Here is a 23,725-nt window from a genome sequence, read left to right as displayed (position 1 = left end):
AGGTCCACGGTAAGATCGCGCATGCCCGCTTCGGGGAAGGGTGAGCCATGCCAAGCACTGTTGATACGCGCAACCAGCTACGGCCCGACGTCGATCTGACCGACGGCGCCTTCTACGCCGGCGACTCGCGGCCGGTCTATCGGTGGATGCGCGAGAACGAGCCGGTCTTTCGGGACCGCAACGGGCTGGCCGCCGCCGCGACGTATCAGGCGGTGATCGACGCCGAGCGGGCGCCGGAGCTGTTTTCCAACGCGGGCGGCATCCGGCCGGACCAGGACGCGCCGCCGATGATGATCGCGATGGATGATCCCGCTCACCTGTTGCGGCGCAAGCTCGTCAACGCGGGATTCACCCGGAAACGCGTCAAGGACCGGGAGGCCTCGATTGGCGCGCTGTGCGATGCCCTGATCGACAACGTCTGCGAACGCGGTGAATGCGACTTCGTCTGGGATCTTGCGGCCCCACTGCCCATGGCCGTCATCGGCGACATGCTCGGGGTGCTCCCCGAAGAGCGGCAGATGTTTTTGCGCTGGTCCGACGACATGGTCACCCTGCTCAGCAGCACGACCGCCCAAGAGGACTTCCAGGTCTCCATCGACGCCTTCGCCGCCTACACCGAATACATGACGAGCATGATCGCGGCGCGCAAGGCCGAACCGACCGACGACCTGGTCAGCGTGCTGGTGCACGCGGAGGTCGATGGCGAGAAGCTCGCCGACCACGAGATCGTGACCGAGGTGTTGTTGCTGCTCATCGGCGGCGACGAGACCACCCGGCACACGCTGTCGGGCGGCACCGCGCAGATCCTGCGCCACCCGCAGCAGCACCGGCAGCTGGTCGACGACGTGGCTCTGCTGCCCAACGCGATCGAAGAAATGCTGAGGTGGACCGCGCCGGTCAAGAACATGGCCCGCACGTTGACCGCCGACCTCGAGTTTCACGGCACGCAGCTCGCGCGGGGCGAGAAGATCATCCTGCTCTTCGAATCCGCGAACTTCGACGAAGCGGTGTTCGGGGATCCCGAGCGCTTCCGGATTGACCGCTACCCCAACAACCATCTGGCATTCGGCTTCGGGACCCATTTCTGCCTGGGAAATCAGCTGGCACGGCTGGAGCTGTCGATGATGCTCGAGCGACTACTCAAGCGCCTGCCCGACATGGAGCTGGCGTCGGAGGACCCGCTGCCACTGCGGCCGGCCAACTTCGTCAGCGGCCTGGAGAGCATGCCGGTCAGGTTCACGCCCTCGGCGCCGTCGGGCGGGTGAGATCGACATGCTGCGTGAAAGCTATTGGTGGCCAGTGCCGTCCGCGTCGGTCACGTAGTCCAGGTAGACGCTGGTGCCGTTGGGGCGGGCGTGGATGGTGCAGTGATCGGCGAGGTTGTGCATCAGCGTGATGCCGCGCGAGGCCCGCGGATCGTTGGTGTGCCTCGACGAGGGCTTGCGCCAACGCCCGCGATCACTGACGCACACCCGGATTGACTCGGTGCCCGGGTCGTAGCTGGCCTGCAGTTTCATTCCGCCGGCCTCGCGGCAGGAGCGGTAGGCGTGTTCGACGCAGTTGGCCAGGGCTTCGTTCACGCCCAGAACCACGTCCTCGCGAATGTCCTCCGGCGCGCGCACCTCGTGCCGCAGCCACTGTTGCAGGGCACGGCGCCACTCCGCCGCCGTATCGGGGCGGGCTTCGCCGGCGAGTGTCAGGCGCGCCGGCGCGGCTGTCTCCGGCAGTAGTGGGCTCATGAATGCCACATACCCAGTTGCGGTCGCGGCGATAACCTCCGCCCGGTATCGCTTCGGCCACAGGCAGGTTTCCGTTCACGATCACCAGGTCACGGTGTCGCGAATCGATCAGCCGTCCCGGCGGGGCGTCAGCACGGGCGTCACGAGTTCGCCGGTGTGGAGGTAGCTGTCGAGGTTGCGGAGCGCCAGTAGCGCCATCGCCCGGCGGGTCCGGTCGGTCGCGCTGCCGATGTGCGGGAGAAGCACCACGTTGTCCAGGTCACACAATTCGGCGGGCACATGCGGTTCGTCCGCGAAGACGTCCAGGCCGGCACCCGCCAGCCCCCCGCCGACGAGCAACTCCACCAGCGCGTCCTGATCGACGACGCTGCCCCGGGCGATGTTGATCAGATACCCCTCGGGACCCAAGGCCTGCAGCACGGCGCGGTCGACCAACTTGTGGGTCCCTTGATCGCCCGTGGTGGCGACGACGAGCACATCGACCGACTCGGCGAGTTGCACGGGCGACGGGGCGTAGCGGTACGGCGAGCCTTCGATGCGGCGACGGTTGTGATACGCGATGGCGCAATCGAATCCGCGCAGCCGGGTGGCGATCGCCGAACCGATGCGGCCCAGGCCCAGGATGCCCACCCGCAGGCCGCTGACGTCCCGGGCGTACGGAAACCGGCCCTCGCGCGCCCACCGGCCCGCCCGCACGTAGCGATCGGCGGCGCCGAAACGGCGCAGCGTCATCAAGATCAGGCCCAGCGCGGTGTCGGCGACCGTGTCCGACAGCACATCCGGGGTGTTGCTCACGCCGATACCGCGGCGCTTCGCCGCCTCCAGGTCGATCAGATCCACCCCGGCCCCGTTGTTGACGATGACCTCCAGGTTGGGCAGCGCCGCGATGGTATCGGCATCGACACCCGGCGGCCCCCACGTCAGCAGCACGCGCACGTCGGCGGCATGCTGGTTCAGGAATCGGGCCCGAGCCGGGCCGTCGGGAAGCTTCGCGATGTCGTAGCGCTCGCCCAGCTTTTCGGCGAGCGCCGGCTCCAGCTCGCCGACCCGCAGCACCCCACTCAGCTTCTCGGCCGTCACGCCCCCATCATGCTGGAAGCCCGAATTGTGATCGGTCGACGGGCCGCGCGGGAAGCAAACGCGGCGGAAGACGGTTGAACCGCGAATGCGCGTCGGCGTCGTCTACCCCCAAACCGAGCTTGGACCGGAACCCGCGGTCCTGCGCACGTACGCCCAGCGCGTCGAGGAGCTCGGGTTCGCCCACATCCTCGCCTATGACCACGTCGTCGGTGCAGATCCGAAGGTGCATCAAGACTTTCAGGGCCCCTACGACATCGACACGACGTTTCACGAGCCGTTCGTCATGTTGGGCTACCTCGCGGCGGTCACCACCCTGGAACTCGTCACCGGCGTCATCATTTTGCCGCAGCGGCAGACCGTGCTGGTGGCCAAGCAGGCCGCGGAGGTCGACCTGCTCAGCGGCGGGCGCTTCCGGTTCGGCGTCGGACTGGGCTGGAACGCCGTGGAGTACGAAGCGCTCGGGGAGAGGTTCACCAACCGGGGAAAGCGGTCCGAGGAACAGGTCGAGCTCATGCGCAAGCTGTGGACGCAGCGATCGGTCAGCTTCGACGGCAAGTACCACACCGTGACCGGCGCGGGCCTGGCCCCGTTGCCCACCCAGCGTCCCATCCCTTTGTGGTTCGGGGCGGCCTCCGATCGGGCCTACGAACGCGCCGGTCGCCTCGGCGACGGCTGGTTTCCGATGACGGCGCCCGGCCCCGGCCTGGACCACGCGCTCGCGCAGGTGATCCGCGCGGCCGAAGCGGCGGGCCGGGACCCGCGGACCATCGGCATGGAAGGCCGTGTCAGCTGGATCGACGACCAGGACCAGCTCGCCGCCGACATCGCCGCATGGAAAGCCGCCGGGGCCAGCCACCTGTCGGTGAACACCATGAACGCCGGCTTCGCGCATGTCGACGACCACCTTGCCGCCTTGGAACGGGTGGCCACCGACCTGGCGTAGCGGCCGTGTCAGGCGCGTCCGTCCGCGGATAGCTGAGCGACCAGGCTCAGGTGCACATTGCGGCGGTGCGGTTTTGACGGCTTGCTGTCGTACCCAACGGCTTCCGGCTCGATCGTTTCACGGAGATGGACCTCTCCGCCGGTTGCGGTATGCCGTCGTTGCCAGTCGGTGATCGCCTGATGCGCCGCGTGGTCGAGATAGCTGGTGCGCAGGTGCAGCGTCACCGACGTGCGTTCCGGGATGGACGCCAATACACCGGTCAGCCTCGGCAGCGACAGGAACGTGCACGCCCCCTCGACGACGACGTGCCAGCCATCGTCCACGGGCTTGGCCTCGATCCTCGCGCGGACCACCCGCCATCCGGTCACGACGACGGCCAACGCGAGTCCGATCATGACGCCGTGCAGCAGATTGAGGAACACGACGCTGGTGATGGTCACCAGGTAGACGGCGAGATCGCCATTGCGCAAGGCGGTTTCGATGTGCGCCGGTTTCAACAGCTCGATCCCGATGACGATGAGGAGGCCGGCGAGCGCAGCGGTCGGGATCTTTTCGACCAGCCCGGCGAAGGGCACGGCGAAAAGCAGGATCCAAAACCCGTGCATGATCGTCGACGCGCGCGTTTTCGCGCCCGCGTTCACGTTGGCCGCGCTGCGCACGATGACACCGGCGATGGGAAGCCCACCGATCGCGCCCGAGGCGATGTTCGCGGCGCCTTGCCCGATCAGCTCGCGGTTGAAGTCGGTTCGCGGTCCGTTGTGCATGCGATCGATCGACACCGCGGTCAGCAGGCTCTGGACGCTGGTGATCATGGTGACCGTGATGACGGCGATCACGACGGCTCCCCAATTCCCGTGCGGCAGCGACGGTAATTGCAACGCGTCGAGCACCGAGCCGTTCAGGACGATCCGGGATACGTGGAACGGGAACACCACCGAGATCGCGGTGACGACCACGATGGCGACCAGTGGCCCGGGAATGCTGGCCAGCCGCGCCGGGGCCCAGCGCCAGGCAACGAGGATGGCGATCACCAATAGCCCCAGCACCAGTCCCGGCCGGTGGGCGCCGAGAATCTGCGCAGGCAGCCCCGTGACATTGCTCCATGCCGAGCTTTCCGAGGCGCCGCCCAGCAATACGTGCACTTGCTGCAGGGCAATCGTGATCCCGATACCGGCCAGCATGGCGTGCACCACGACGGGTGAGATCGCCAGCGCGGCGCGCGCAATACGGCTGAGCCCCAACACAACTTGCAAGATCCCCGCGATGACCGTGATGAAACACGTTATGGCCCAGCCAAACTGGTGGATAACATCGGCGACGATGACGGTCAGCCCGGCGGCCGGCCCACTGACCTGTAGGGGCGACCCACCGATCCACCCGGCGACGATTCCTCCGACGATCGCCGCGATCAGACCGGCGAGAACCGGCGCATCTGAAGCAATCGCGATTCCGAGCGACAACGGGAGCGCCACCAGGAATACCACCAATGACGCGGGCAGGTCGTATTGGGCCGTCTCGCGGAGCCGGTCAATGCGGGACGTTGCGCCATGCTCCACGCCTTGTCGACCTGGCGATTCAGCGTGTTGCAAGGGCTTTCTCCTGAATTCGTCAATGGCGGTGGACTTTTGGATATCCAACCGACAACGGCAAGCCGACAAATGCGTAAAGCCGCGCGGCCCAGGCGATTACAAATGCGATGAACATCGTTGTTCAGCTGGGCATGCCTGGCCTCTTGGTACGAAAGTAGGTGGGCAGGCAACGGCGGTCAACCGGACGGGCGGGGCGCATATCGAATGCAAATGTTTGCGCGTGCCCGTCAACGCGCCGGAGAACTCTTATTCCAGGACGAAGACAGGGATTTGTCGCGCCGTCTTGGTTTGGTATTCCGCGTAGGGAGGAAAGGCTTCGACGGCCCGCTGCCACCACTCGTCGCGCTCGGGTCCCTCGAGTTCGCGAGCCCTCAGGGTGGCGATCTTGTCGCCGTCTTGCAGCGTCACGGTCGGGTTCGCCCTGATGTTCGCGTACCACGCGGGATGCTCGGGGGCGCCGCCGTGGGACGCGACGATGGCATAGCGGCCGCCGTTCTCGACCCGCATCAGCGGCACGTAGCGCGGCTTGCCGGACTTCGCCCCCGTGATGGTCAGCAGAACGATGGGCCGGTCTAAGACCTCGACCCCGTCGGTGGTGCCGCGACTCAAGATTTGTTCGGTCTGCTCGCGGACCCAGCCCCTGGGACTCAGCTCGATGTGGTCGCCCATGACAACAGTGAACACCACCGCGGGCTTCGGCGGAGACGGGTACAGTTGACTCGTCAGTTAAATAAGCTAACTAATCACGCGCACAGTCGCCGAGAGGAGTTTGGCGTGGCCCGCACCGAGAACGACACATGGGATCTGGCGTCCAGCGTCGGAGCCACCGCGACAGCCGTCGCCGCGCAGCGCGCGATCGCCTCCCAGGGTCCCGACGCCCTGCTGAATGACCCGTGGGCCGACCCGCTCGTCCGCGCCGTGGGCACCGACACCTTCATCAAGCTCCTCGACAGCCAGGTCGACCGCAGCGACGACCCGCTGATGAACCGCCAGGCCGTCAAGGAACAGATCACGGTGCGCACCCGCTTCTTCGACGATTTCTTTATGCAGGCGACGGCCTCGGGCATCCGGCAGGCGGTCATCCTGGCGTCCGGACTGGACACCCGGGCCTACCGGCTGCCCTGGCCGGCGGGCACGATCGTCTACGAACTCGACCAACCCGAGGTCGTCGAGTTCAAGACGCGGACGCTGGCCGGCCTGGGCGCAACGCCCGGCGCGGAGCGGCGCACGGTTCCGATCGACCTGCGCGACGATTGGCCGGCGGCACTCGCGGACGCCGGATTCGACGCTACGCAGCCGACCGCGTGGAGCGCCGAGGGGCTGCTCGTTTACCTGCCGCCCGAGGCGCAAGACCGTTTGTTCGACAACATCGCCGCCGTGTCGGCGACCGGCAGCCGGATCGCCACGGAGCACCTGGACCTGAGCAAGATCCCGTCGGATTGGGCCCAGAAGCTGACCGAGCGGTCCCGGCGCATCGGGTCCAGCATCAATCTGGCCGAGCTGTTCTACACCGGCGAGCGCAACACCGCGGCCGAGTACCTCGCGGCGCGCGGGTGGCAGATCGACATACGGACCACCGAGCAGGCTTTCACCGCTCAAGGATTCGGGGTGCCCAACGACGAGCTGGCCTCGTTCGGCGACGCATCGGGCTACCTGACCGCGACCTTGCGCTAGCGGCCACCGAAGGCATTCCCGGCGGCCGCGGGCCCACCACGTCATGCATATCAACCTTCTTGACACATATCAGGGCCGTTGATATCAATGGTGGTATGACTCAGCCAACGCACGAGATGTTCGAAGCCGCTTACCGGGGCGAGGCCCCCGAGATGGGCGAGGGCAACCGGCCGCCGTGGAGCATCGGTGAGCCGCAGCCGGAGATCGCGGCCCTCATCGAGGCCGGCAAGTTTCACGGTGACGTGCTCGATGCCGGTTGCGGTGAGGCGGCGGTATCGCTGTATCTGGCCGAACGCGGTTTCACCACGGTGGGCCTGGACCAGTCGCCCACCGCCATCGACTTGGCGCGCGAGAAGGCCGCCCGGCGCGGCCTGACCGGCGCCACCTTCGACGTCGCGGACATCAGTGCCTTCAGCGGCTACGACGGTCGCTTCGGGACCATCGTCGACAGCACCCTGTTCCACTCGATGCCCGTGGAGCTGCGCGATGGCTATCAGCAGTCGATCGTGCGGGCCGCCGCGCCCGGCGCGTCCTACTTTGTGCTGGTCTTTGACCGCGCCGCGATGGCGACCGATGGCCCGGTCAACGCGGTCACCGAAGACGAACTGCGCGATGTGGTCTCCAAGTACTGGGTGATCGACGAGATCCGCCCGGCGCGTATCCACGCCAACGTGCCCGAGAGCTTTCTGGAAGGCTTCCAGGCCTTTGCCGGTGCCGACATCCGCGACGAGGGCAACGGCCGCAAGTCCATAGGCGCCTGGCTACTGTCCGCGCATCTCGGTTAGCGGCGCGCCGGCGAGCGCGAGCTACTGGCCGTCCCAGCTCTCCGGCAGCATCGGCAGACGGGGGCCGTCGCCGGATTCGTTGCCGGCCAACGTGATCAGACCCGCCGCCCGCACGTCGGGTTTGGGCAGCGTCCCGGTGAAACCCTCGATCGCGCCACGGGAGTCCGACGCCAGGGCCCGGTCGGGCGAGCAAGGCCTGACCGCGCCGGAATCGTTCTCGGCCTCGAGGAATTCGTACCGGTATCCGTGGTCGATGACCGAATGCGGGCGGCGCCGCGCCCGCGTCTGCTCGCGTTCCGGCGCGGTCGCGCGCGCCGCCGCCGCGGCGGCCTGCGCGGCCGGCAGTTCGGTTCTGGTGCGGGTCTGCGCCGTCGAACCCATGCCGAGACCGAGGCCGCCCACCATGTAGCCGAAGCCCTCGGCGCCGGTCACCGGAGCGGGCGGCGTGGGGGGCGCGGCCGGAGGCGCAGCGGTGGAGACCGCGGTCGTCGGGGTCGAGGCCGCCGATGTGGCCGGCGCCACCGGGCCGGCCGGGGCCTGCGGGGCCATCGTCGGCGCAACCGACACCAGCGGTGGCTGCACCCCCACCACGGCGGGCTGCGGGGCGGCGACGACGGGGGCCGGGGTCGGCGCGGCTATCCCGGCCAGGCCCGCCAGACCCGCCAGTCCGGCGAGGCCTCCCAGACTGGTGATGGACAGGCTCAAGGCGACCTGCAACAGCAAGGGCAGCTCCTGGAGAATGAACCGCAGCGTCCTGATCGTCCAGTTGATGATCCGGAAGGTCTGCCACGCAATGAAATAATTCATCAGCGCCGGGAACGTGGACGGGTTGAGCAGACCCGACGCGTTCTGCTGAAGCCACGCCAGCGCCTGGGCGTTGCCGTTGAAGAAGTTGCCCAGGTTCTGCAGATACTCCGACGGGCTCCAGTTCGGCTGGCCCTGACCGGGGATCTTTTCGCCGTCGGGCCCGAAGAGCATTTCCCAGATCTCTTCGGGGGTGGGTAACTGGAAAGACCCCGTGCCGCTACCGCCCCCTCCGCCGGTGCCGCCACCGGCCCCGGTTCCGGTCCCGGTCCCACTACCGGTTCCGGTCCCGGTGCCGGATCCATGCCCGCCCGACCCGGCGCCGCTGGTCAATTGCACGGCTTCGGTCGTGACCTGGTAGGTGCTCATCGTGGTGGCCGCCTGGGTCCACATCCGCGCGTAGTCGGCCTCGTTCAGCGCAATCGGAATCGTATTGACGCCAAAGAAATTCGTTGCCAGCAAGGCCGCGTGCATGGCATGGTTGGCGGCCAACTCCGGCAGCGTCGGCATCGCGGCCAGGGCGGCCGTGTACGCGGTGGCCACCCCCTGATGTTTGGCGGCCGCCTCGGCGCTCAGCGTCCCGGCCAGCTCCAGCCAGGCCAGATACGGCATGTGCGCGGCGACGTACGTTTCCGCGGTCGGGCCGTCCCACACCCCGGCCGATCCGGTCAGCACTGTCGTCAATTCCGTTGCTGCAGAATGGTATTGGGTGCTCAGTGCTGACCACGTTCCCGCCGCGGCGAGTAGCGGGCCCGGTCCGGGGCCACTGCTCAGCAGCGTCGAATGCACCTCTGGCGGCAGCGCCATCCACACCGGAGCGGTCACCGTCAGCCGCCCGCCACCAGATACGTCGTCGCGTCCGCCGCGTCCTCGGCGGCGTAACCGACGCCGGCCAGGCTCACCCCCAGCCCGGCCCGGCCCAACACCTCGATACCCTTGGCCGCCGCGGCCGTATGCTGGCCGCCCCTACCACTGAAAACGGCGGCGGCTCCGAGCGATACCGGATCGGCCGCCGGTGGGACCACCGCCGAGACCACCGGGGCGGCGGCGGCATGTGCGGCGGCGAGCTGCGCGGTGATCGCCTCCACCGCCGCGCTGGTCGCGGCCAGGCCCTCGGGAAGAACTCGTAGCGTCATCGCGGCCACTCCTCGATTCGTCTTTTGCCCCACAATGTTCCGGTCACGTTCGGCGGGGGCAGGGACCCCACACAACGCGCGACCGCCCAGCCGAGCAGCCCGGCCAAGAAGCCGAAAACCACATGCCAGCCAGACTTTTCGAGCAGCCCGGTCGACGCCCAGGTCGACAAATGACCACCGGCGTGCAGTCCGAACACCGAACTGGCCAGTGCGACAAGATGAACCGGTGCGGCAGCGACCGACAACAGCCATCGCCGCGCCCGCACCGCCGGCAGCGAGGCGACGGCGTACAGCAACGCCGCCGCGGCCACATAGCGACTACTCCACAGCGGATCGGCCCACCCGTGCATCGGTAACGTCGCCACCGTGGAGGCCGCCCCGACCGCGAGCACCGTCTCGCGCCGGGCGGTTACCAGCGCCACCGCCACCAACAGCGTCAGCCAAACCAATCCGCGGTGCCCGGGCAGGCCCAGCGGGATCCGGAGATCGGTCGAGGCGACGATCGTGGCCACCGCAAACAGGGGGAACGCCGCCTCGCGGACGGGCACGAAACCGGCCGCCGGACGTGCATCACGGTCATCCGGGAAGCATAAATTGCCGGCAGCCACCCACGCCCTCATTTGCGGATGATTCACAGGATAAGATCCGCAAATGCGCAGCCGTACGCGTTTGCTTCGGGCAGTCGCGGTCCTGGCCCTCGGCGCTGGGGTCGCTGCGTGCGGGCCCTCCGGGGCCGACAATCAGCTCGTCGTCCAGGACAATCACCGCGTGCTCGAGCGGTTCACCATCGCGCAGCTGCGCCGGCTCCCCCAGGTGGAGATCGCCACGCCGCAATCGCACGGCGCGCAGGCGCAAAAGGGCCCCAGCGTGCGCTCGGTCCTCAACGCTGCGGGCGCGGCAGGAGCCACGAGGGTGCGGGTGGAAGGGCGCGACCCGGCCCAGACGCTGATCGCCGCCGCGCTCGACGATCAGACCATCCTCACCTTCACCAAACGCGACACGCTCAAGCTGGCGGGCGCAAAACTCGGCCGCGACCAATGGGTCCGCGATGTCACCGCCCTGGTGGTCAACCCGTGACCACACGCTCGGCACTCGCCGGTGTCGACCTGCTCATCGGCATCGACGACACCGACAACCCCTATACGCCCGGCACCGGCCGGCGCGCCCGCGCGCTGCTTCACGAGCTGGCCGCGGCGGGCCTCGGCTCGCCCGCCGGCGCACCCCTCACCAGCTGCTCGTCGACGACCGGATCCCCTATACGTCCCACAATTCGAGCGCATGCCTGGCCTGGCGCGCCGCCGGCGGCGACCCACACGCGGCGCGCGCCGGCATCATCGAACTCGCCGGGCAGTTCTTGGAACGGGTCTGCCCACCCGATGCCGACCCCGGCCTCGCCGTCGCCGTCCCAGCGGACCTCGACGACGCCGCGCTGCTCATCGAGTTCGGTCGCCGCGCCAAACGAGAGGTCTTGCATCCCAGCGAAGCCCGCGAACTCGCCACGACGCTCGGCGTGCACTTATCGGGGCACGGCGGCACCAAGGAGGGCATGACCGGCGCGCTGGCGGCGGTCGGCCTGCACCTGTCCGGCAACGACGGGCTGTTCATCACCCTGCCCGGCATCCGCAAGCTGCCCCACCATGCCACCCTCGACACGGTTCGCACCCTGACACCGATCGACCTCGCCCACGATGACCTGCATCGCCAACCCACTCCCGGTGAGGTGATCGAACTGGGCGACTGGGTGCGCCCGGTGCTGCTCGACGGGCTGGCCGTCCTGCTTCTCGAGCCACCGCGCCGCCAAGGCGGCGGCGGCAGAACGTGGCGAACGGCCCCGCGCGCCGTGGTCAAACGGTATTGAGTGTTTCGGCGCCTGCGATTCGGGAGACCCTCACAAAAGCCATCTGCAGACGTTCAGAGGAGATCCCGGTGGATCAGGAAGTCAACAGCGACTCGCCCGCTGCGCCCGAGGACGCCCGAAAGACAACCGAGGAACAGCGCAAGCTGCAGGATCAGCTCGAGCACCAGAAGGAAGACTTGGACGCGCCGGGTTTGCACCAGTCACGGCACGACACCGCCGACGAGAGCACGCGCTAGCCCCAGCCACTTCCGTTGATTCCTAAGGCTTTTCGAGACTCGCTGCCGCCGGTCAGGCTTGGCTGTGCTCGGTGCGGACTCGGCGGTCGTGGGCGAGCGCCGCGGCCGCCGACCAGGTCAGGGTCAGGCCACCGAGGGCCGCCGCGGGGATGGCCCACACGCGACGGGCCATCAGCGCGTCATTGCATCGACCCACGTAGTTGTCGCCGGCCGCGTGCGGCGCGCCGGCGCTGGCCTTTCGGCCGGTCGGCCTCGTCTCGGCGTTGGATGCGTGGGTCAGATCCGTGGTGAAGCCGCTGCCGCATTTGACTTGCCAGCCGAACTGGTCGTAGGCATCGATGAAGACCGGGAACCGCAACGCGAAGAGCCCCCCGGCCAAGAACAGCACCGCCGCGAAGACGATGAGCGGTCCGCGGGTGAGCATGCGCCTGAGCCCCCTAGGTCATGCAAACGTTGGAGAAAAGCAGCACCGGCCAGGACACGATCGAGCCGAGGAACGACACCACCAAATCGACGCCGTGCATGTCGTGCAGATGCGTTGTGTGGGTGCTCGACCAGATCACGCCGACGATCAAGTACGGCGTGCCCAGCAGGATGCCCAGTCCCAGCAGTTCGGCGATGCTCAACTGATACTCGAGGAGCTTGCGGAGCCTGCTGAGCATGAGCATCCCTTTCGCGCGGGCGCTGCCGGAGTCGCCGCCGACCCACACCAAGCGATGAGGACCACCACATTCCGGCGCGCGGACTAGACGCCGAATATGTTAATACCGATTCGTCTTATTGGGTAGTGCATGGGCCGATCGGCGTTGATGGGCGCCGAGGCCTCTTACGCGGAGATACGCTGCCGGAACGGCACGTTCATCCCCACCGATTCGCGAATCGCGGCGGACGCATCGCAGCAAGTGCAGCGCTGTTCTCCGAAACGCATGTCAGCGACGTTGCCGGCGATCGCCGACCGCGGCGGGGGATGCGGCCGGCCGTCCCAGCACCGTCACCTCCATCAGGCGACGAACCGTGAGGGCGGCGGACTGACTGGTGTCGGGGTACACGAGTCGCCCGACGCCCGCCGCGAGCGCGAACGCGGCGTGCACGGCGTACCGCGCGCGGCCGAGCGTGAGTTGCGGTCGTGCCGCTACGGCCAACCGGGCCCAGGATTCGACGGTGGAACGCTGAATGTTGTAGAGCAGCACCGCATCTGTGTCAGGCAGGTTGTGACGCTCGGTGTAATACACGCCCGCGAGCTCGGGGTTGGCGAACGACCGGGTCACATAGGCGTCGATGAGCCGCGCGAGCGCCTGCTCCGGATCGTCGCTGGTGGCCAGGATGCTGGACAGGTCGCCGGAGAGTTGGTCGGCGGCTCGCCTGTAGTACACCGCCAGGATCGCGGCCTTTCCCGGGAAGTATTGGTAGATGCTGGCAACCGGTATGCCCACCGCCGCGGCGATGTCTTCCATCCCGGTCTCGCGGTAGCCACGTTCGTTGAAGAGGCGCATCGACTCGTGCAGGAGCAGTTCGTAGCTGCCCGCGGCACTCGTCAGGGTCGACGTCCGCAACGGTTCGGAGCCGCGTGGGCGCTGCGCCGGCAATTCGGCTTGCAGCACCGCGGCCGCGATGTCGGTGAGCGCGGCGCGGATCTCGGCATTGCCGAGGCGGGATCGGTGATCGGTGATGCTGCCGATGACGCTCAGCGTGGCCGCCGACAGGATCCAGCGTTGCCGCGAGGTGAGTTTCGGCCGCAGCCTGATCAGCGGCCGCTGCAGGCGCCGGTTGATCAGTTTGATCTGCTCGGCCGACGCGCGCTGATCGTCCCCGCGCAGATAGCGGCCTTCCCACCGATACAGTCCGCCGGTGGTGCGGTTGACGATCGTGGTGTCGATCAGCGCACGGGTGAGCGCGCTGAGGACGTCGCCGGGGTCGGCATCGGCGGGCAAGTCATCGGCGAACGCCGTGGCGTCGACCAGTTGCTGGCCCAGCGCCAAGACGACGTCGCGGAACAGGTCGTATTTTCCCTGCGAATGCCGGTAGAGCGCAGCGGCGGAGATTCCGACCCGGGCGGCGATGTTTTCCATGCTGACCGCGTGGTAGCCCAGCTCGCTGAAGGCATCGGTGGCGGCGCGGGCGATCTGGATCTTGCGGTCCTTCGGGCGCCGCTTGACGTGATCCGCAGACGAGCGGCTAGCCGATGGCATACAGATCACCGTAGCCGCAGCGGCGGCTGATCGGGCGATCGGAGGACGACCGGTTTTACGGTACCGGCACGCTGAGGACGCGCGGCCGGGCGCAGCGTTGTGCCCGAGGTCATTGGACGTCCAACCCCGTTACGCCCCGCCGAATTCCGGCCGCAGCACCGAGCTGAGCGCGCCGAGCGGAATGTGTGGCTCGACGGTGCCTCCGTCCATGAACCATTGCGCGGACTGCCCGTACTGGATCGGGGAGTCGTGCCCGACCGGGTAATCCGGCAGGTACAGGATCAGCTCGTCGGGCGTGAGCGCCCACGCCTTGTAACCCCCGGAGAACACCTTGTCCGGTGTCCAGCGGTCGACGGTGAACGGGTAGCTCCCCGGGGTGTGCTGCCACGCGGCGCGGTCGAGCGCCTCCTGGATGAAGGGTTCGGCCAACGGTGGGATGGCGGTCAGCGGGTCGACGCCGGGTTTGGTGATGTCGGCGAGCTGCAACCGTCGGCCGCCCGCCATGTCGAAGGTGAAGGTGCGGTAGGCGTTGTTGAATGACGGTCCATCGGCGTGATAGTCCTCGTGGAAGACCACGCTGAGCGCCCGACCGTGGGGGAACACCTGGAAGTTCTCCTCACCCCAGCTGTCTTGGACCATCGAGGCGCCCTTCGTGCGCCAGTTGTTCATCAGGTTGTGCAGGTATTCGCGGATCGCGGGGCCGCTGGCGGGGTTGTCGACCAGATCACCGGGCAGGGCCATCTTGATGTCGCGCACCGCTTTTCGCTCGGATGTCACCGAGGTGTGGCAGTACTGTCCATCCCAGTCGCCACCCAGGCCGCCACAAAACGACTGGGCCGACGCCGACGCCGTCGGCGCGGTCAACACCGCCGCGGCCGCAATACCGGCCGAAAGTCGAATGATTCGCATGGCCGAATCGTCCTAGGGCAGTTCGACTTTGCTGGCCAGCCAACGGCCGCCGACATTGTCCATCGTGATCTTCATGCGGCTGCGGTCGACGCGACCGTCGGGACGCACCGCGTTGCTGACCGTCTGATCGACCATCAACAACACCACCACCCGGGTTTTGCTTTGCGATTCGATCGCCGAGTCGATTACCGTGCCGTGCGCGGTGGCCTTGTTGTCGACCAGCAATTGCCGGAGCTGCACGCTGGCCTTGGTGTAGGTGTCCTTGAACTCCCCTGTGGCGCCGTCGAGTACGGCGGAGAAGTTCTGGTCGACCTGGTTGGCGTCGATACTGGTCAGCACCTGGGCATAAGTGATAGCGGTCCGCTGGGCCGCCTGCCCGGCCTGGCTCACCGTGTGCTCATCCCAGAGCTTCCAGCCCAGCCCGCCCGCCAGGCCGAAGGCGCCCAGGTAGACGGCGACCACCATTGCGATGCGGGCGTACCGTTTCCAGTGCCGCGCCGGGGCTTTCGGCTCCAGCTCGTCGGCATCCGCCGCGTCTTCACGGTCTCCGTCGGGCGGCTTCTCGATGTCCTCGGTGGCGTCGCATTCTTGGTCGGCGGTCACGGTCACGGCGCTGTCTCCTTGCGGTCTTGGGATGTCGGTGGGCTCAGTGAGGCGGTTCGATCGGTAGTACCGGGCCGCCGTAAAGGGTCGGAATGGTGAACCGCCCCTTCGGTGTTGGATCGGCGGTTTGACCGAGGTCGGCGCCGGGAGGCGGGCCCGCCGTGTCGTCGCCGCCCGGACGGGGCGCATTCTTCGCGCCGCGAACCAACACCTGGGGGTCGTCGTCTCGGCAGTAGGTGTACAGGAACGGTTCGGGATAGTCCGCCGACGACGACGGCCGCCGCGGGGTGCCGTAGTCACACGTGTAGCGCGGATAGATGTCGGCGGTCGCCCACAGCCCGTGCTCGTGCATGGTGGTCATCAGGGCCTCGAGCGTGGACCCGCGATAGTTCGGGAAGACCGCGTTCAAGGCAGGAACCCGGACATAGATGATCCGGGCGGTGGTCACGAGGTTGGCCAGCAGCCCGACCATGGTGTCGGAGTTGTCGTCGAACAAGTTGTCCACCGACGACATCGCGTGCGGTGTCTGATCGACGAATGTGCGATAGCCGCGGTCCATCTTGTTCACCCCGGTCATGAGGTCGCCGACATTGCGCGCCGCCACCGCGAGCCCGGCATTCTTGTCCGAGAGGGTGGTCAGGACCACCCGGCTCGTCTTGAGCATGCTGACGGTTTGCGGCAGCACCGGGTCCATTGTCGAGAGCAAAAACGTGGAGCCGTCGATGATGTCGGTGAGCTTTTGCGGGCCCTCCTTGCTCAAACTCAGTTCCCGCTTGACGATTTCGAGCTTCTTCGGGTCGGTCTGGGCCAGCATCCCGTCGGCGTCGGCGAGGACCTGGGACAGCGGAATGGGCGTCGTGGTGCGCTGTGGGCCGATCACGCTGCCGTTCGCCAGGAACGGACCGCTGTTGGAGGCGGGTTCGAAATCGATGTACTGCTCGCCCGCGGGTGAGAGTCCGGACACGCGCACCGGGCTGGCGGCGGGAATCTTGGTATTCGCGTTGATGTTCGCGACCACCTCGACGCCGGTGGGTGTGGGCCGCAGCGACTGGATTCGCCCGACCCGAATCCCCCGGACGGAGACGTCCTGGTTGGCCAGCAGGCCGCCGGAGTCGGGCAGCCGGATCGTGACCTGGTAGGTGGAGTCCAGCGGGTTGATGCGCAGGGCGCCGATCGCCAGGTAGGCCAGGCCGACCACGAGTGTGAGCGCCAGGGCGATGCCGGACAGCCAGGCGCGTTGACGGTGACCGGTTTTGACCGCGGCGACGATGAATCGGGCGAGGGCGTCGATCACCGCGGTGGCTCCGGGCTCATGGGGTCCGGGGGCGGTTCTCCCCCGGGTGCCGGTGGGAGGGGAGGACCGCTTGGCGTCCACGGGGTTTGGCCCATCGGCGTTTGCGGCCCGCGGCCCACGACCCTTTCCTGCAGGCGCCACAACACGTACTTGATCGAGCCGATCATGTAGTTCCAGTCGCGGCGCATGGGTCCGTGGAATGCCGGATCCCCCTTGAACCCCCCGGTCTCCGCGCCGGTGCCGGGCCGCGATCCCATGACCAGGCGGTCGAAGCTTCCACGTACCGAAATAGCGTCGCTGGGCGTGGTTTTCACGAACGGCGGGATCAGCCGGTTCAGACCGGCCAGGCTGGTGTCGGGGCTCAACACGACGTCGTTCCACGCGGCGGCGATGGTGTTGGCGTCCTTGATGACGCTGCGGCCCGTCTTGTCGGTGCCGGCGATGGACGGGAACTTGGAAAGCTGGCGAGTCGTGGCGCCGAGTTCGTCGACGACGTCGGCGATTTCATCGGCGTTGTCGGACAGCACGTTCGTTGCCGGCCCGACCGCTCGCAGGACATCGGTGATCGCCTGGTTCTTCTCATCCAGCCGATCGGCCAGGTTCGCCGTCTCGGTCACCGCCGCGTCGATCTGCTCCGAGCGGGCATTGAGCTTGCCCAGCAACAGATTGGTCCGGTTGATCAGGTTGCCGAACGCGCGCCCCTGGTCGCCGGTTGCCTTGCCGGCGCCGTTGACGATATTGGTGAAGTTGCGGACCGCGCCACCGTTGACGAGCAGCGCAGCCGAGCTGAGCACGCTCTCGACGGTGGCGGCGGCGCGGGTCGCCGGCAGTCCGATGGTTTCTCCGCCCTTGAGCAGCGGTGCATTCGGGTTCATCGGGGTGGGTGGCTTGATGGCGACGAACACGTCGCCAAGCGGTGTCGCGGAACGTAACTCCGCGGTGCTGCCCACGGGGATGCGCACGCCGTCCATGATGCGCAGGGTGGTCACCGCGGTGTAGTTGCGCGCGACCATCGATTCGAGTTGCCCGACGTCGGCGCCGGCGAGTTTGACCTTCGCGTGGGCGGGCAGATTCAGGGCGTTGGAGAACACGGCGTTGAGCAGATATCCGCCGCCGCCGATTCCCGGGGCCGGTAGCGGCAAGCTGGCCAGCCCGTTGGTGGCGCAGCTCGAACTGACCATGGCCGCGCTCAGCGCGACCGCCAATGTCTTGTGCTTGCCCCAGGCCATCGCTACTGCCCCATCGCCGAGAGGCCGTCGAGGATGTACGTCAGGCCGAAGTCGGGCCCGTAATCCTGCAGTGTCCCTGTACTGCAACCCAATTGACGGAGGTGCATCAGGTTGCACAGCTCCTTGGCCGATTGGCTGTCCGTGAGTGCCTTGTCGAGCAGGCCGTGCACACGGATCGCGCCGTTGTTTCGATCGACGGTGTTGTACAGGTTTTCCAGCGTCAGCGGGAGGACGTCAAGCATCTCCGCCACGACGCGCTGATCCTCGACGACCGTCTTGGCGACGGTGTCGCCGTTGCGGACCGCCTGCTTGAGATTGTCGCGATTGTTCTCGATCAGCGTGGTGACTACTTCGAGGATACGGTTGATGGTGCGCCCGGTGGCTCCGGTGCCGAACTTCTCGTCGGCCAGGATCTGGCTGAGCTGGCGTGTGGTGGAACCGAACTGGCGCACCTTGGTGTCGTTGCGCGCGGCGGCCTCGGTGATCGAGCTGAGGTCGGTGACGATCGTGGTCAATTGCTCGCGGGTGGTGCCGCCTCGCTCGGAGCTGAGCCGCAACGCCTTGGAAAGCTCGTCGAGTGCGGCCAAGATCTTCTTGCCGTTCCCATCGGTCATGGCGACCGCCGCGTCGCTCAGATCGGCGACCGGGCCGCCGCCCTTCCCGTCGCCCTTGAGCGATTTGGAGACTTTGTCGAGCATGTCGAGCACGCGGTCGAACGCCACGGGGGTCTTCGTCCTGGTCAGTCCGATGGTGTCGTGGTTCTTGAGCACCGGGCCGCTCCGGTACGGCGGGGTCAGTTCGACCTGCCGGTCGGTGAGTATCGAGGTGGTGATGGTGACCGCGCGGGCCGCGGCGGGGATTTTGACCTTCTTGTCCACGGTCAGCTCGGCCTCGACGTAGCTGCCTTTGGACGTGACCCTGCTGACCTTTCCCACCGGCATGCCGAGCACCGCGACCACGTTGCCTTCGTAAAGGCCGGCGGCGCTGTCGAATTGAGCGATCACCGTCATCGTGTCGAGGCGTGACTTGACATAGTGCCCGACCACGCCGATGGCGACGGCGGCCCCCACCGCTACCACGGCAGCGACGGCGATGAGCTTGCGCCTACCGGAAATCATTTGCAGTCCTTGAAGTACTGGATCATCTTGAATTCCTTCGCGCGGCCGCTGATGGCGCACATCCACGAATCGATGGCGAGCCCGTTGGGCAGGTTGAACTCGACGACCGGCCCGTACCCGGTGGCGTTGGTCAAGCCCCGCAACGCCACCGGGGCAACCTGCAGGAGATTGCGCACCAGGTCGTCGTGCTGGCCGATCATGTTCGTCAGGTCGTGCAGGTTGGCGAACAATTCGTCCAGCATGGGCCGGTTGGTGACGACGATCTTGTCGAGTTGATCGACGAGCTCGGTCAGCGCCGTGAACATGGCGTGGAAGGTGGCCTGGCGGGCCACCAGGTGGCCGAGCAGGTCCTGACCTTGATCCATCAGATGTCCGATGTTGGTCTGCTGACGCCGCAGCGTATTGACCACTCGCTGAGTGCTTTTCATCAGCGTGCCGAGCTGTCCCCGCCGGTCGGCGGTGATCGTCGACAAGGTCTGCAGATTCGCGACGGCCTGCGGAACCAGCGGCGGCACCCCGGCGAGCTGCTTGCCCAGCACCGCCAGCGACTGCGCGAACTGGTCGGAATCGACCTGCTCGAAGGTGGTGGTGGCGTCTTCGAGCAGCGACTGCAGGTCGTAGGGCACCGCGGTGTGGGACAGCGTGATGGTCTTGGCCGGGAGCGAACCCGGGCCGTCGGGCACCAGCTCCAGATAGCGCGACCCGAGGATGGTCATCACCTTGATGACCGCCCGGGTGTCCCTGCCGAGCGGGACGTTGTCACGCACGCTCAAGCCGGCTTCGACGTGGTCGCCGTCGAGTTTCATGCTGGTGACGTGCCCGACCTCGATGCCGGCGATCGTGATCGGGTTTCCGGGCCGCAGCGTGGCGGCCTGCAGGAATTCGGCGGTGTAGTGGGTGTAGCCGACGCCGAGCAGCTTGATTCCGAGCGACACCGCGACAAGAACCGCGACCACCGCGAGCCCGGCCAGGCCGAGCCAGGTCCTGTTGTACGACTCAAGCGGGCGCCGCTGCAGCCATCGGGTTTTCAGTGCGTCAGCCATTGGCCATGTTCCTGCATCGCGGGGTGTGCCACCCCATGTTCTTCGTGGTGATCGGATACGCGTTCCCGGGGGTGGCCGCGTTGACGATGAACGTGGTGATGTCGTTGAGTCCGGGGAAGAAGCCCGTCGCATTCAGGTCACACGCGTAGGCGTTGCCGTAGGAACCCTCGCTGAGGGCCCGCGCGAAACCCTTGAGCAACAGGGGCAGGTTGTCACCGGTGAACGCCAGCTGCGGCTCGATACCCACCAGGTGCTTGCTGAACCCCGGCTCCCGGGTGATCAGTTGGTTCAACGACGGGTCGACGTCGTCGGCGATCGCCGCGAGGCGGCGGGTCACCCGGGCGATCGAACCCACCGAGTCCTGCAACGCCGGGCGGCGGTCATCGAAATTGGCCACCGCGGAGCGGGTTTGATCGAGCGCGTGGTCGAGGTCGTCGTTCTGGCGCGCGACGGTGTCGGTGACTTTGGTGAGGTTGCTGATGAGGTCGCCCAACGACTGATCGCGCGCAGACAGGGTCCGGGTGATCGTCGACGTCTGCTGCACCAGGAGCGGAATGGACGCCTGATCGCCCTGCAACGACTGCAGGACCCCCTTGGTCAGGTCATCGGCGTCTTTAGGGTTGAGCAGGGTGAACAGGGGCTCGAAACCGTTGAGCAGCTTGCCGACGTCGAAGGAGGGGTCGGTCTGCTGCACCGGTATCACGCTGCCCGCCGAAAGCGTTCCCCTGCTGCCGGTTTCACCCAGCGACAGCCCCAGATAGCGCTGTCCGATGATGTTCTGGTAGGTCACCGACGCGACGGTGTTGCCGTACAGGCGCTGCTCGTTCTCGACGATGAACGAGACCTTCGCCAGTTTCCCGGCCAATTCGATGTTTTCGACGCGGCCCACCCGCACGCCGGCCATGCGGACGTCGTCGCCGATGCGCAATCCGTACACGTCGGTGAACATCGCCGCGTACGGCGTGGTCGGCCCGGCCACGTCGCGGCGCAGGGTGGCGTACACCATCCACGTCACCGCGATGGCGATCGCCATGAACAGCGACAGCCCGATCAGCGGTTTGCGTACCTTCATTTCGGTTCGCCCGCCGCGGGCCGCGGTTGCTGTGGCTTGAGGGAGACCGTGGCGCCGCGCGCCACCGGGCCCAGCAGCAGCTGGGTCGCCACCGACGCCGGACGGCCTTGGCCGGTGATCATGCCGAGCTGGTCGCGTTCGTGTTGGCTGCCCACGGGGCCGACGTTGCCGCCGTAGGCCGATGGCGCGGCCGCACCAGGCAGGGCCGGACTCGGGGGCGGCGGTCCCGGCGCCGGCGGTGGCGGCGCATCGTCGGGGTCGGCGGTCCCCGGGACTCGGGGTGTCGGACCGACCTGCCACGGCCACCACGGCAACGGCGGGTTGGGGTCTTCCAGGCTGGGATTGGGGTTGAACAGCGGCGGGCCGACCGCGGTGAGGTTGCCGTCGGGTCCGATCTGCGTGCCCGGGGGCGGCGCCAGATCCGCGGGCGCATGGTAGTTCTGCGGCAGCAACACCTCGGGCAGGTCCGGGCGCACCGCGATCGTCGGGGCCGTGAAGCAACTCGGTCCCAGCAGCTGGCCGTAGCGCGGGCAATCGGCGCGGGTATAGGTGTAGGTCGGCGTCAGCGCCAGATTGACCCGCATGTTGCCGGTATCGAGTTCGGGATCCCAGACCTCTTCAAAGAACTTGTCGGACAGCCGATTCAGCCTGGTGAAGATGGGCACGAATTTGTCGCTGTTCAACGCGAAGACCCCGAGCGCGGGCGTGAGGTTCTGACTCATTTCGATCAGCTGGTCGGTGTGGTTGTCGAACGCTTGGCGATTCACGCCGAAGGTGTGGTGCGAGCCGGTCACCAGCGACCGGAACTGCTCGCGTTTTTCGACCAGGGTCTGCATCGGTTTGACCGCGTCGTGCAGGACGTCGACGAGGTCGGGCGCCGTGGCCTGCAGGCCGCGGGTGGCGTCCAGCAGCGCGGAGACCGTGGAGGGGCCGGGGTCGGTGGTCACGATCGCGTTGAGTTCGTCGAGCACCCGGGTCATCTGCGCGCCGGCGGTGAGCAATGTGCCGCGCCGGTTATTGGTGGCGGCCGCGACCGCGGCCAGGATTCCGACGCTGTGGTCTTCGCGGCCCCGGCCGGTCGCGGCCAGGATGTCGCGCAGCTTGCTGATCGTGGTCTGGAAGATCACTGTCGACAGCTGGAGGTCTTCGGGGATGCGCGTCCCGTTGCGGATGCTCGGGCTGGGGCCGCCGTCGACGAGTTGCACCGACGAGACCGCGAACACGTTGCTGGGTACCACGCGCGCGGTCACCGCGCTCGGGATGTCCTTGGCGTATTCGGGTTTGAGGTTGATGTGCACGTAATTCGGCCTGCCGTAGGCCGCCGGGACGACATTGTCGACGGCGCCGACGAGCAGCCCGTGATATTTGACATCGGACCGGGCCGGCAGCCCGTCACCCACGTTCGTCAGCTCGGCGACCACGCGAATGTAGTCGTTGAGCCGTCCGGTGGACTTCAACAGCAGGCTTCCCGTGATCAGTCCCGCGATCAGCAGCACCGCCGCCCCGAGGGCCACCAGCTGCTGGTCGGTGGGACCCCGTCCGTCGAAATCTAGCGAATTCGCCATTCAGCCACCGAATCTCGCGCCGGCGTCGATGCTCCACAGCGCCATCGTGAGCAACATGTTGACCATGATCACGACGGTGATACTCGCCCGCATGGCATGCCCGGCCGCTACACCCACGCCCTCGGGGCCGCCCGCGGCGTAAAACCCGTAGTAGCACTGAACGGTGGATGAAAGCCACACGAATACAACGCACTTGAGCACCGAGTACGCGATGTCTTTGGCGCTGAGCATCATGGTGAAGTAGTGCAGGTACGGTCCGATGGATCCGCCACTGATGATGTTGGCGACCACCTGACACGTGAGGTAGGTGACGGCTAGGCAGGCGATGTAGAGCGGGATGACGGCGATGACGGAGGCCATGAGCCTCGTCGTGACCAAAAACGGAATCGGGCGTATCGCCAGGGATTCCAGCGCGTCGATCTCCTCGGCGATGCGCATGGCGCCGAGCTGCGCGGTGAATCGGCAGCCCGCCTGCATCGCGAAGGCCAGGGAGGCCATGATGGGCGCCAGTTCGCGGGTGTTGACCAGTGACGAGATGATCCCGGTGGCGGGGCCCAGGCCCAGTAGGTTGAGAAAGTTGTATCCCTCCACGGCCACCAGTGCGCCCGCGGTAAAGCCGAGCACCACCGCGACGCCGGCGGTGCCGCCGCCCACGACGATCGAGCCGTTGCCCCAAGCGATGTTCGACAACAACCGCAGGAATTCCGTACGGTATTGCCGCAGCACGCTGGGCACCGCGAGCACGGCACGCACGAAGAAGACCAGCATGTGCCCCAGCCGCATGGTGGGCCCGGCCGCGACCCGGTACGCGCCGATGAACGGTCGTGCGAGTCCGGGAACGTATGCGGAGGCCGTCATT

Annotated in this window: 24 protein-coding genes and 2 pseudogenes; 7 read left to right on the top strand and 19 right to left on the bottom strand. The window is 67.2% G+C overall.

Translation table 11 applies throughout. The annotated features are described in order from the left end of the window. The first annotated feature begins 47 nt into the window (after positions 1-47). Positions 48-1,265: a cytochrome P450 gene (locus AC0KS4_RS25560; protein ID WP_225327781.1), complete on the top strand. Its 1,218-nt coding sequence runs from the start codon at positions 48-50 to the stop codon at positions 1,263-1,265. Between the two features lie 21 nt (positions 1,266-1,286). Here AC0KS4_RS25560 and AC0KS4_RS25555 read toward each other — a convergent pair whose 3' ends face one another. Next, positions 1,287-1,739 carry an ATP-binding protein gene (locus AC0KS4_RS25555; protein WP_238955451.1) on the bottom strand — a complete coding sequence of 151 codons (453 nt, stop codon included), beginning with the start codon at positions 1,737-1,739 and terminating at the stop codon, positions 1,287-1,289. Positions 1,740-1,847: 108 nt separating this feature from the next. Next, positions 1,848-2,819, bottom strand: coding sequence for a 2-hydroxyacid dehydrogenase (locus tag AC0KS4_RS25550; RefSeq protein WP_238955448.1), 972 nt, complete (start codon positions 2,817-2,819; stop codon positions 1,848-1,850). A gap of 85 nt (positions 2,820-2,904) precedes the next feature. Here AC0KS4_RS25550 and AC0KS4_RS25545 point away from each other — a divergent pair, with 85 nt between their 5' ends. After that, on the top strand, positions 2,905-3,762 hold the full coding sequence (locus AC0KS4_RS25545; RefSeq protein WP_225327777.1) for an LLM class F420-dependent oxidoreductase: 858 nt from the start codon (positions 2,905-2,907) through the stop codon (positions 3,760-3,762). A gap of 8 nt (positions 3,763-3,770) precedes the next feature. Here AC0KS4_RS25545 and AC0KS4_RS25540 read toward each other — a convergent pair whose 3' ends face one another. Further along, a complete protein-coding gene (locus tag AC0KS4_RS25540; RefSeq protein ID WP_238955446.1) occupies positions 3,771-5,318 on the bottom strand; it encodes a SulP family inorganic anion transporter in 1,548 nt (515 codons plus the stop codon). Between the two features lie 279 nt (positions 5,319-5,597). Further along, complete coding sequence (locus AC0KS4_RS25535) at positions 5,598-6,020, bottom strand: nitroreductase family deazaflavin-dependent oxidoreductase (protein WP_225327775.1); 423 nt, start codon at positions 6,018-6,020, stop codon at positions 5,598-5,600. A gap of 105 nt (positions 6,021-6,125) precedes the next feature. Here AC0KS4_RS25535 and AC0KS4_RS25530 point away from each other — a divergent pair, with 105 nt between their 5' ends. Further along, a complete protein-coding gene (locus AC0KS4_RS25530) occupies positions 6,126-7,025 on the top strand; it encodes a class I SAM-dependent methyltransferase (RefSeq protein ID WP_238955443.1) in 900 nt (299 codons plus the stop codon). 95 nt (positions 7,026-7,120) lie between these two features. Then, on the top strand, positions 7,121-7,810 hold the full coding sequence (locus AC0KS4_RS25525) for a class I SAM-dependent methyltransferase (RefSeq protein ID WP_238955441.1): 690 nt from the start codon (positions 7,121-7,123) through the stop codon (positions 7,808-7,810). A 21-nt stretch (positions 7,811-7,831) separates the two neighbouring features. On the opposite strand, the gene AC0KS4_RS25520 is transcribed toward AC0KS4_RS25525, so the two are convergent. The 3 genes and pseudogenes from AC0KS4_RS25520 to AC0KS4_RS25510 all read right to left on the bottom strand — a co-directional run bounded on the left by AC0KS4_RS25520 (position 7,832) and on the right by AC0KS4_RS25510 (position 10,330). After that, the gene (locus tag AC0KS4_RS25520) at positions 7,832-9,439 is read right to left on the bottom strand and encodes a PPE domain-containing protein (RefSeq protein WP_472408537.1); all 1,608 of its coding nucleotides are present in this window, start codon (positions 9,437-9,439) and stop codon (positions 7,832-7,834) included. Positions 9,440-9,441: 2 nt separating this feature from the next. Continuing rightward, positions 9,442-9,750 carry a PE family protein gene (locus tag AC0KS4_RS25515; protein WP_225327772.1) on the bottom strand — a complete coding sequence of 103 codons (309 nt, stop codon included), beginning with the start codon at positions 9,748-9,750 and terminating at the stop codon, positions 9,442-9,444. Next, positions 9,747-10,330, bottom strand: a pseudogene (locus AC0KS4_RS25510) (hypothetical protein). Before AC0KS4_RS25510 ends, AC0KS4_RS25515 begins: the two are co-directional and overlap by 4 nt. Before the next feature lie 71 nt (positions 10,331-10,401). Here AC0KS4_RS25510 and AC0KS4_RS25505 point away from each other — a divergent pair. From AC0KS4_RS25505 to AC0KS4_RS25495, 3 genes and pseudogenes are all read left to right on the top strand, one after another. Beyond that, positions 10,402-10,827, top strand: a complete 426-nt coding sequence (locus AC0KS4_RS25505) for a hypothetical protein (protein ID WP_238955431.1) — start codon at positions 10,402-10,404, stop codon at positions 10,825-10,827. Next, positions 10,824-11,608, top strand: a pseudogene (locus tag AC0KS4_RS25500) (hypothetical protein). The gene AC0KS4_RS25505 and the pseudogene AC0KS4_RS25500 overlap by 4 nt, the downstream one beginning before the upstream one ends. Positions 11,609-11,676: 68 nt before the next feature. Further along, positions 11,677-11,844, top strand: coding sequence for a hypothetical protein (locus AC0KS4_RS25495; protein ID WP_225327768.1), 168 nt, complete (start codon positions 11,677-11,679; stop codon positions 11,842-11,844). A 52-nt stretch (positions 11,845-11,896) separates the two neighbouring features. On the opposite strand, the gene AC0KS4_RS25490 is transcribed toward AC0KS4_RS25495, so the two are convergent. The 12 genes from AC0KS4_RS25490 to AC0KS4_RS25435 all read right to left on the bottom strand — a co-directional run bounded on the left by AC0KS4_RS25490 (position 11,897) and on the right by AC0KS4_RS25435 (position 23,724). Next, positions 11,897-12,268, bottom strand: a complete 372-nt coding sequence (locus AC0KS4_RS25490; RefSeq protein ID WP_238955428.1) for a hypothetical protein — start codon at positions 12,266-12,268, stop codon at positions 11,897-11,899. Positions 12,269-12,281: 13 nt separating this feature from the next. After that, a complete protein-coding gene (locus AC0KS4_RS25485; protein ID WP_225327766.1) occupies positions 12,282-12,506 on the bottom strand; it encodes a hypothetical protein in 225 nt (74 codons plus the stop codon). A gap of 267 nt (positions 12,507-12,773) precedes the next feature. Then, on the bottom strand, positions 12,774-14,033 hold the full coding sequence (locus tag AC0KS4_RS25480; RefSeq protein ID WP_238955426.1) for a TetR/AcrR family transcriptional regulator: 1,260 nt from the start codon (positions 14,031-14,033) through the stop codon (positions 12,774-12,776). A 129-nt stretch (positions 14,034-14,162) separates the two neighbouring features. Beyond that, positions 14,163-14,942 carry a mannan-binding family protein gene (locus AC0KS4_RS25475; protein ID WP_238955424.1) on the bottom strand — a complete coding sequence of 260 codons (780 nt, stop codon included), beginning with the start codon at positions 14,940-14,942 and terminating at the stop codon, positions 14,163-14,165. Between the two features lie 12 nt (positions 14,943-14,954). Next, a complete protein-coding gene (locus AC0KS4_RS25470) occupies positions 14,955-15,551 on the bottom strand; it encodes an Mce protein (RefSeq protein WP_238955422.1) in 597 nt (198 codons plus the stop codon). 37 nt (positions 15,552-15,588) lie between these two features. Next, the gene (locus tag AC0KS4_RS25465) at positions 15,589-16,839 is read right to left on the bottom strand and encodes an MlaD family protein (protein WP_238955421.1); all 1,251 of its coding nucleotides are present in this window, start codon (positions 16,837-16,839) and stop codon (positions 15,589-15,591) included. After that, the gene (locus tag AC0KS4_RS25460) at positions 16,836-18,068 is read right to left on the bottom strand and encodes an MlaD family protein (RefSeq protein ID WP_238955419.1); all 1,233 of its coding nucleotides are present in this window, start codon (positions 18,066-18,068) and stop codon (positions 16,836-16,838) included. Before AC0KS4_RS25460 ends, AC0KS4_RS25465 begins: the two co-directional genes overlap by 4 nt. 2 nt (positions 18,069-18,070) lie before the next feature. Further along, positions 18,071-19,186 carry an MCE family protein gene (locus AC0KS4_RS25455; RefSeq protein ID WP_238955417.1) on the bottom strand — a complete coding sequence of 372 codons (1,116 nt, stop codon included), beginning with the start codon at positions 19,184-19,186 and terminating at the stop codon, positions 18,071-18,073. After that, on the bottom strand, positions 19,183-20,229 hold the full coding sequence (locus AC0KS4_RS25450; protein WP_238955415.1) for an MCE family protein: 1,047 nt from the start codon (positions 20,227-20,229) through the stop codon (positions 19,183-19,185). The genes AC0KS4_RS25455 and AC0KS4_RS25450 overlap by 4 nt, the downstream gene beginning before the upstream one ends. Continuing rightward, positions 20,222-21,301, bottom strand: coding sequence for an MCE family protein (locus tag AC0KS4_RS25445; protein ID WP_238955413.1), 1,080 nt, complete (start codon positions 21,299-21,301; stop codon positions 20,222-20,224). Before AC0KS4_RS25445 ends, AC0KS4_RS25450 begins: the two co-directional genes overlap by 8 nt. Then, the gene (locus AC0KS4_RS25440; protein WP_238955403.1) at positions 21,298-22,866 is read right to left on the bottom strand and encodes an MlaD family protein; all 1,569 of its coding nucleotides are present in this window, start codon (positions 22,864-22,866) and stop codon (positions 21,298-21,300) included. The genes AC0KS4_RS25445 and AC0KS4_RS25440 overlap by 4 nt, the downstream gene beginning before the upstream one ends. Continuing rightward, positions 22,867-23,724, bottom strand: coding sequence for an ABC transporter permease (locus tag AC0KS4_RS25435; RefSeq protein WP_225327756.1), 858 nt, complete (start codon positions 23,722-23,724; stop codon positions 22,867-22,869). Position 23,725: the final 1 nt, after the last annotated feature.

This window comes from Mycobacterium sp. NTMscope_MAC_12, assembly GCF_976985675.1.
Note: the sequence above shows the minus strand (reverse complement) of the source record. Positions and strands in the feature narration are given on the sequence as shown.

Excerpts from the sequence above, each read along its gene's own strand:
- AC0KS4_RS25505 (WP_238955431.1), top strand. The coding sequence starts at position 10,402 with ATGCGCAGCCGTACGCGTTTGCTTCGGGCAGTCGCGGTCCTGGCCCTC.
- AC0KS4_RS25455 (WP_238955417.1), bottom strand. The coding sequence starts at position 19,186 with ATGATTTCCGGTAGGCGCAAGCTCATCGCCGTCGCTGCCGTGGTAGCG.
- AC0KS4_RS25440 (WP_238955403.1), bottom strand. The coding sequence starts at position 22,866 with ATGGCGAATTCGCTAGATTTCGACGGACGGGGTCCCACCGACCAGCAG.
- AC0KS4_RS25555 (WP_238955451.1), bottom strand. The coding sequence starts at position 1,739 with ATGAGCCCACTACTGCCGGAGACAGCCGCGCCGGCGCGCCTGACACTC.
- AC0KS4_RS25485 (WP_225327766.1), bottom strand. The coding sequence starts at position 12,506 with ATGCTCAGCAGGCTCCGCAAGCTCCTCGAGTATCAGTTGAGCATCGCC.
- AC0KS4_RS25515 (WP_225327772.1), bottom strand. The coding sequence starts at position 9,750 with ATGACGCTACGAGTTCTTCCCGAGGGCCTGGCCGCGACCAGCGCGGCG.
- AC0KS4_RS25525 (WP_238955441.1), top strand. The coding sequence starts at position 7,121 with ATGACTCAGCCAACGCACGAGATGTTCGAAGCCGCTTACCGGGGCGAG.
- AC0KS4_RS25535 (WP_225327775.1), bottom strand. The coding sequence starts at position 6,020 with ATGGGCGACCACATCGAGCTGAGTCCCAGGGGCTGGGTCCGCGAGCAG.
- AC0KS4_RS25475 (WP_238955424.1), bottom strand. The coding sequence starts at position 14,942 with ATGCGAATCATTCGACTTTCGGCCGGTATTGCGGCCGCGGCGGTGTTG.
- AC0KS4_RS25445 (WP_238955413.1), bottom strand. The coding sequence starts at position 21,301 with ATGAAGGTACGCAAACCGCTGATCGGGCTGTCGCTGTTCATGGCGATC.
- AC0KS4_RS25450 (WP_238955415.1), bottom strand. The coding sequence starts at position 20,229 with ATGGCTGACGCACTGAAAACCCGATGGCTGCAGCGGCGCCCGCTTGAG.
- AC0KS4_RS25460 (WP_238955419.1), bottom strand. The coding sequence starts at position 18,068 with ATGGCCTGGGGCAAGCACAAGACATTGGCGGTCGCGCTGAGCGCGGCC.
- AC0KS4_RS25435 (WP_225327756.1), bottom strand. The coding sequence starts at position 23,724 with ATGACGGCCTCCGCATACGTTCCCGGACTCGCACGACCGTTCATCGGC.
- AC0KS4_RS25490 (WP_238955428.1), bottom strand. The coding sequence starts at position 12,268 with ATGCTCACCCGCGGACCGCTCATCGTCTTCGCGGCGGTGCTGTTCTTG.
- AC0KS4_RS25560 (WP_225327781.1), top strand. The coding sequence starts at position 48 with ATGCCAAGCACTGTTGATACGCGCAACCAGCTACGGCCCGACGTCGAT.
- AC0KS4_RS25480 (WP_238955426.1), bottom strand. The coding sequence starts at position 14,033 with ATGCCATCGGCTAGCCGCTCGTCTGCGGATCACGTCAAGCGGCGCCCG.
- AC0KS4_RS25545 (WP_225327777.1), top strand. The coding sequence starts at position 2,905 with ATGCGCGTCGGCGTCGTCTACCCCCAAACCGAGCTTGGACCGGAACCC.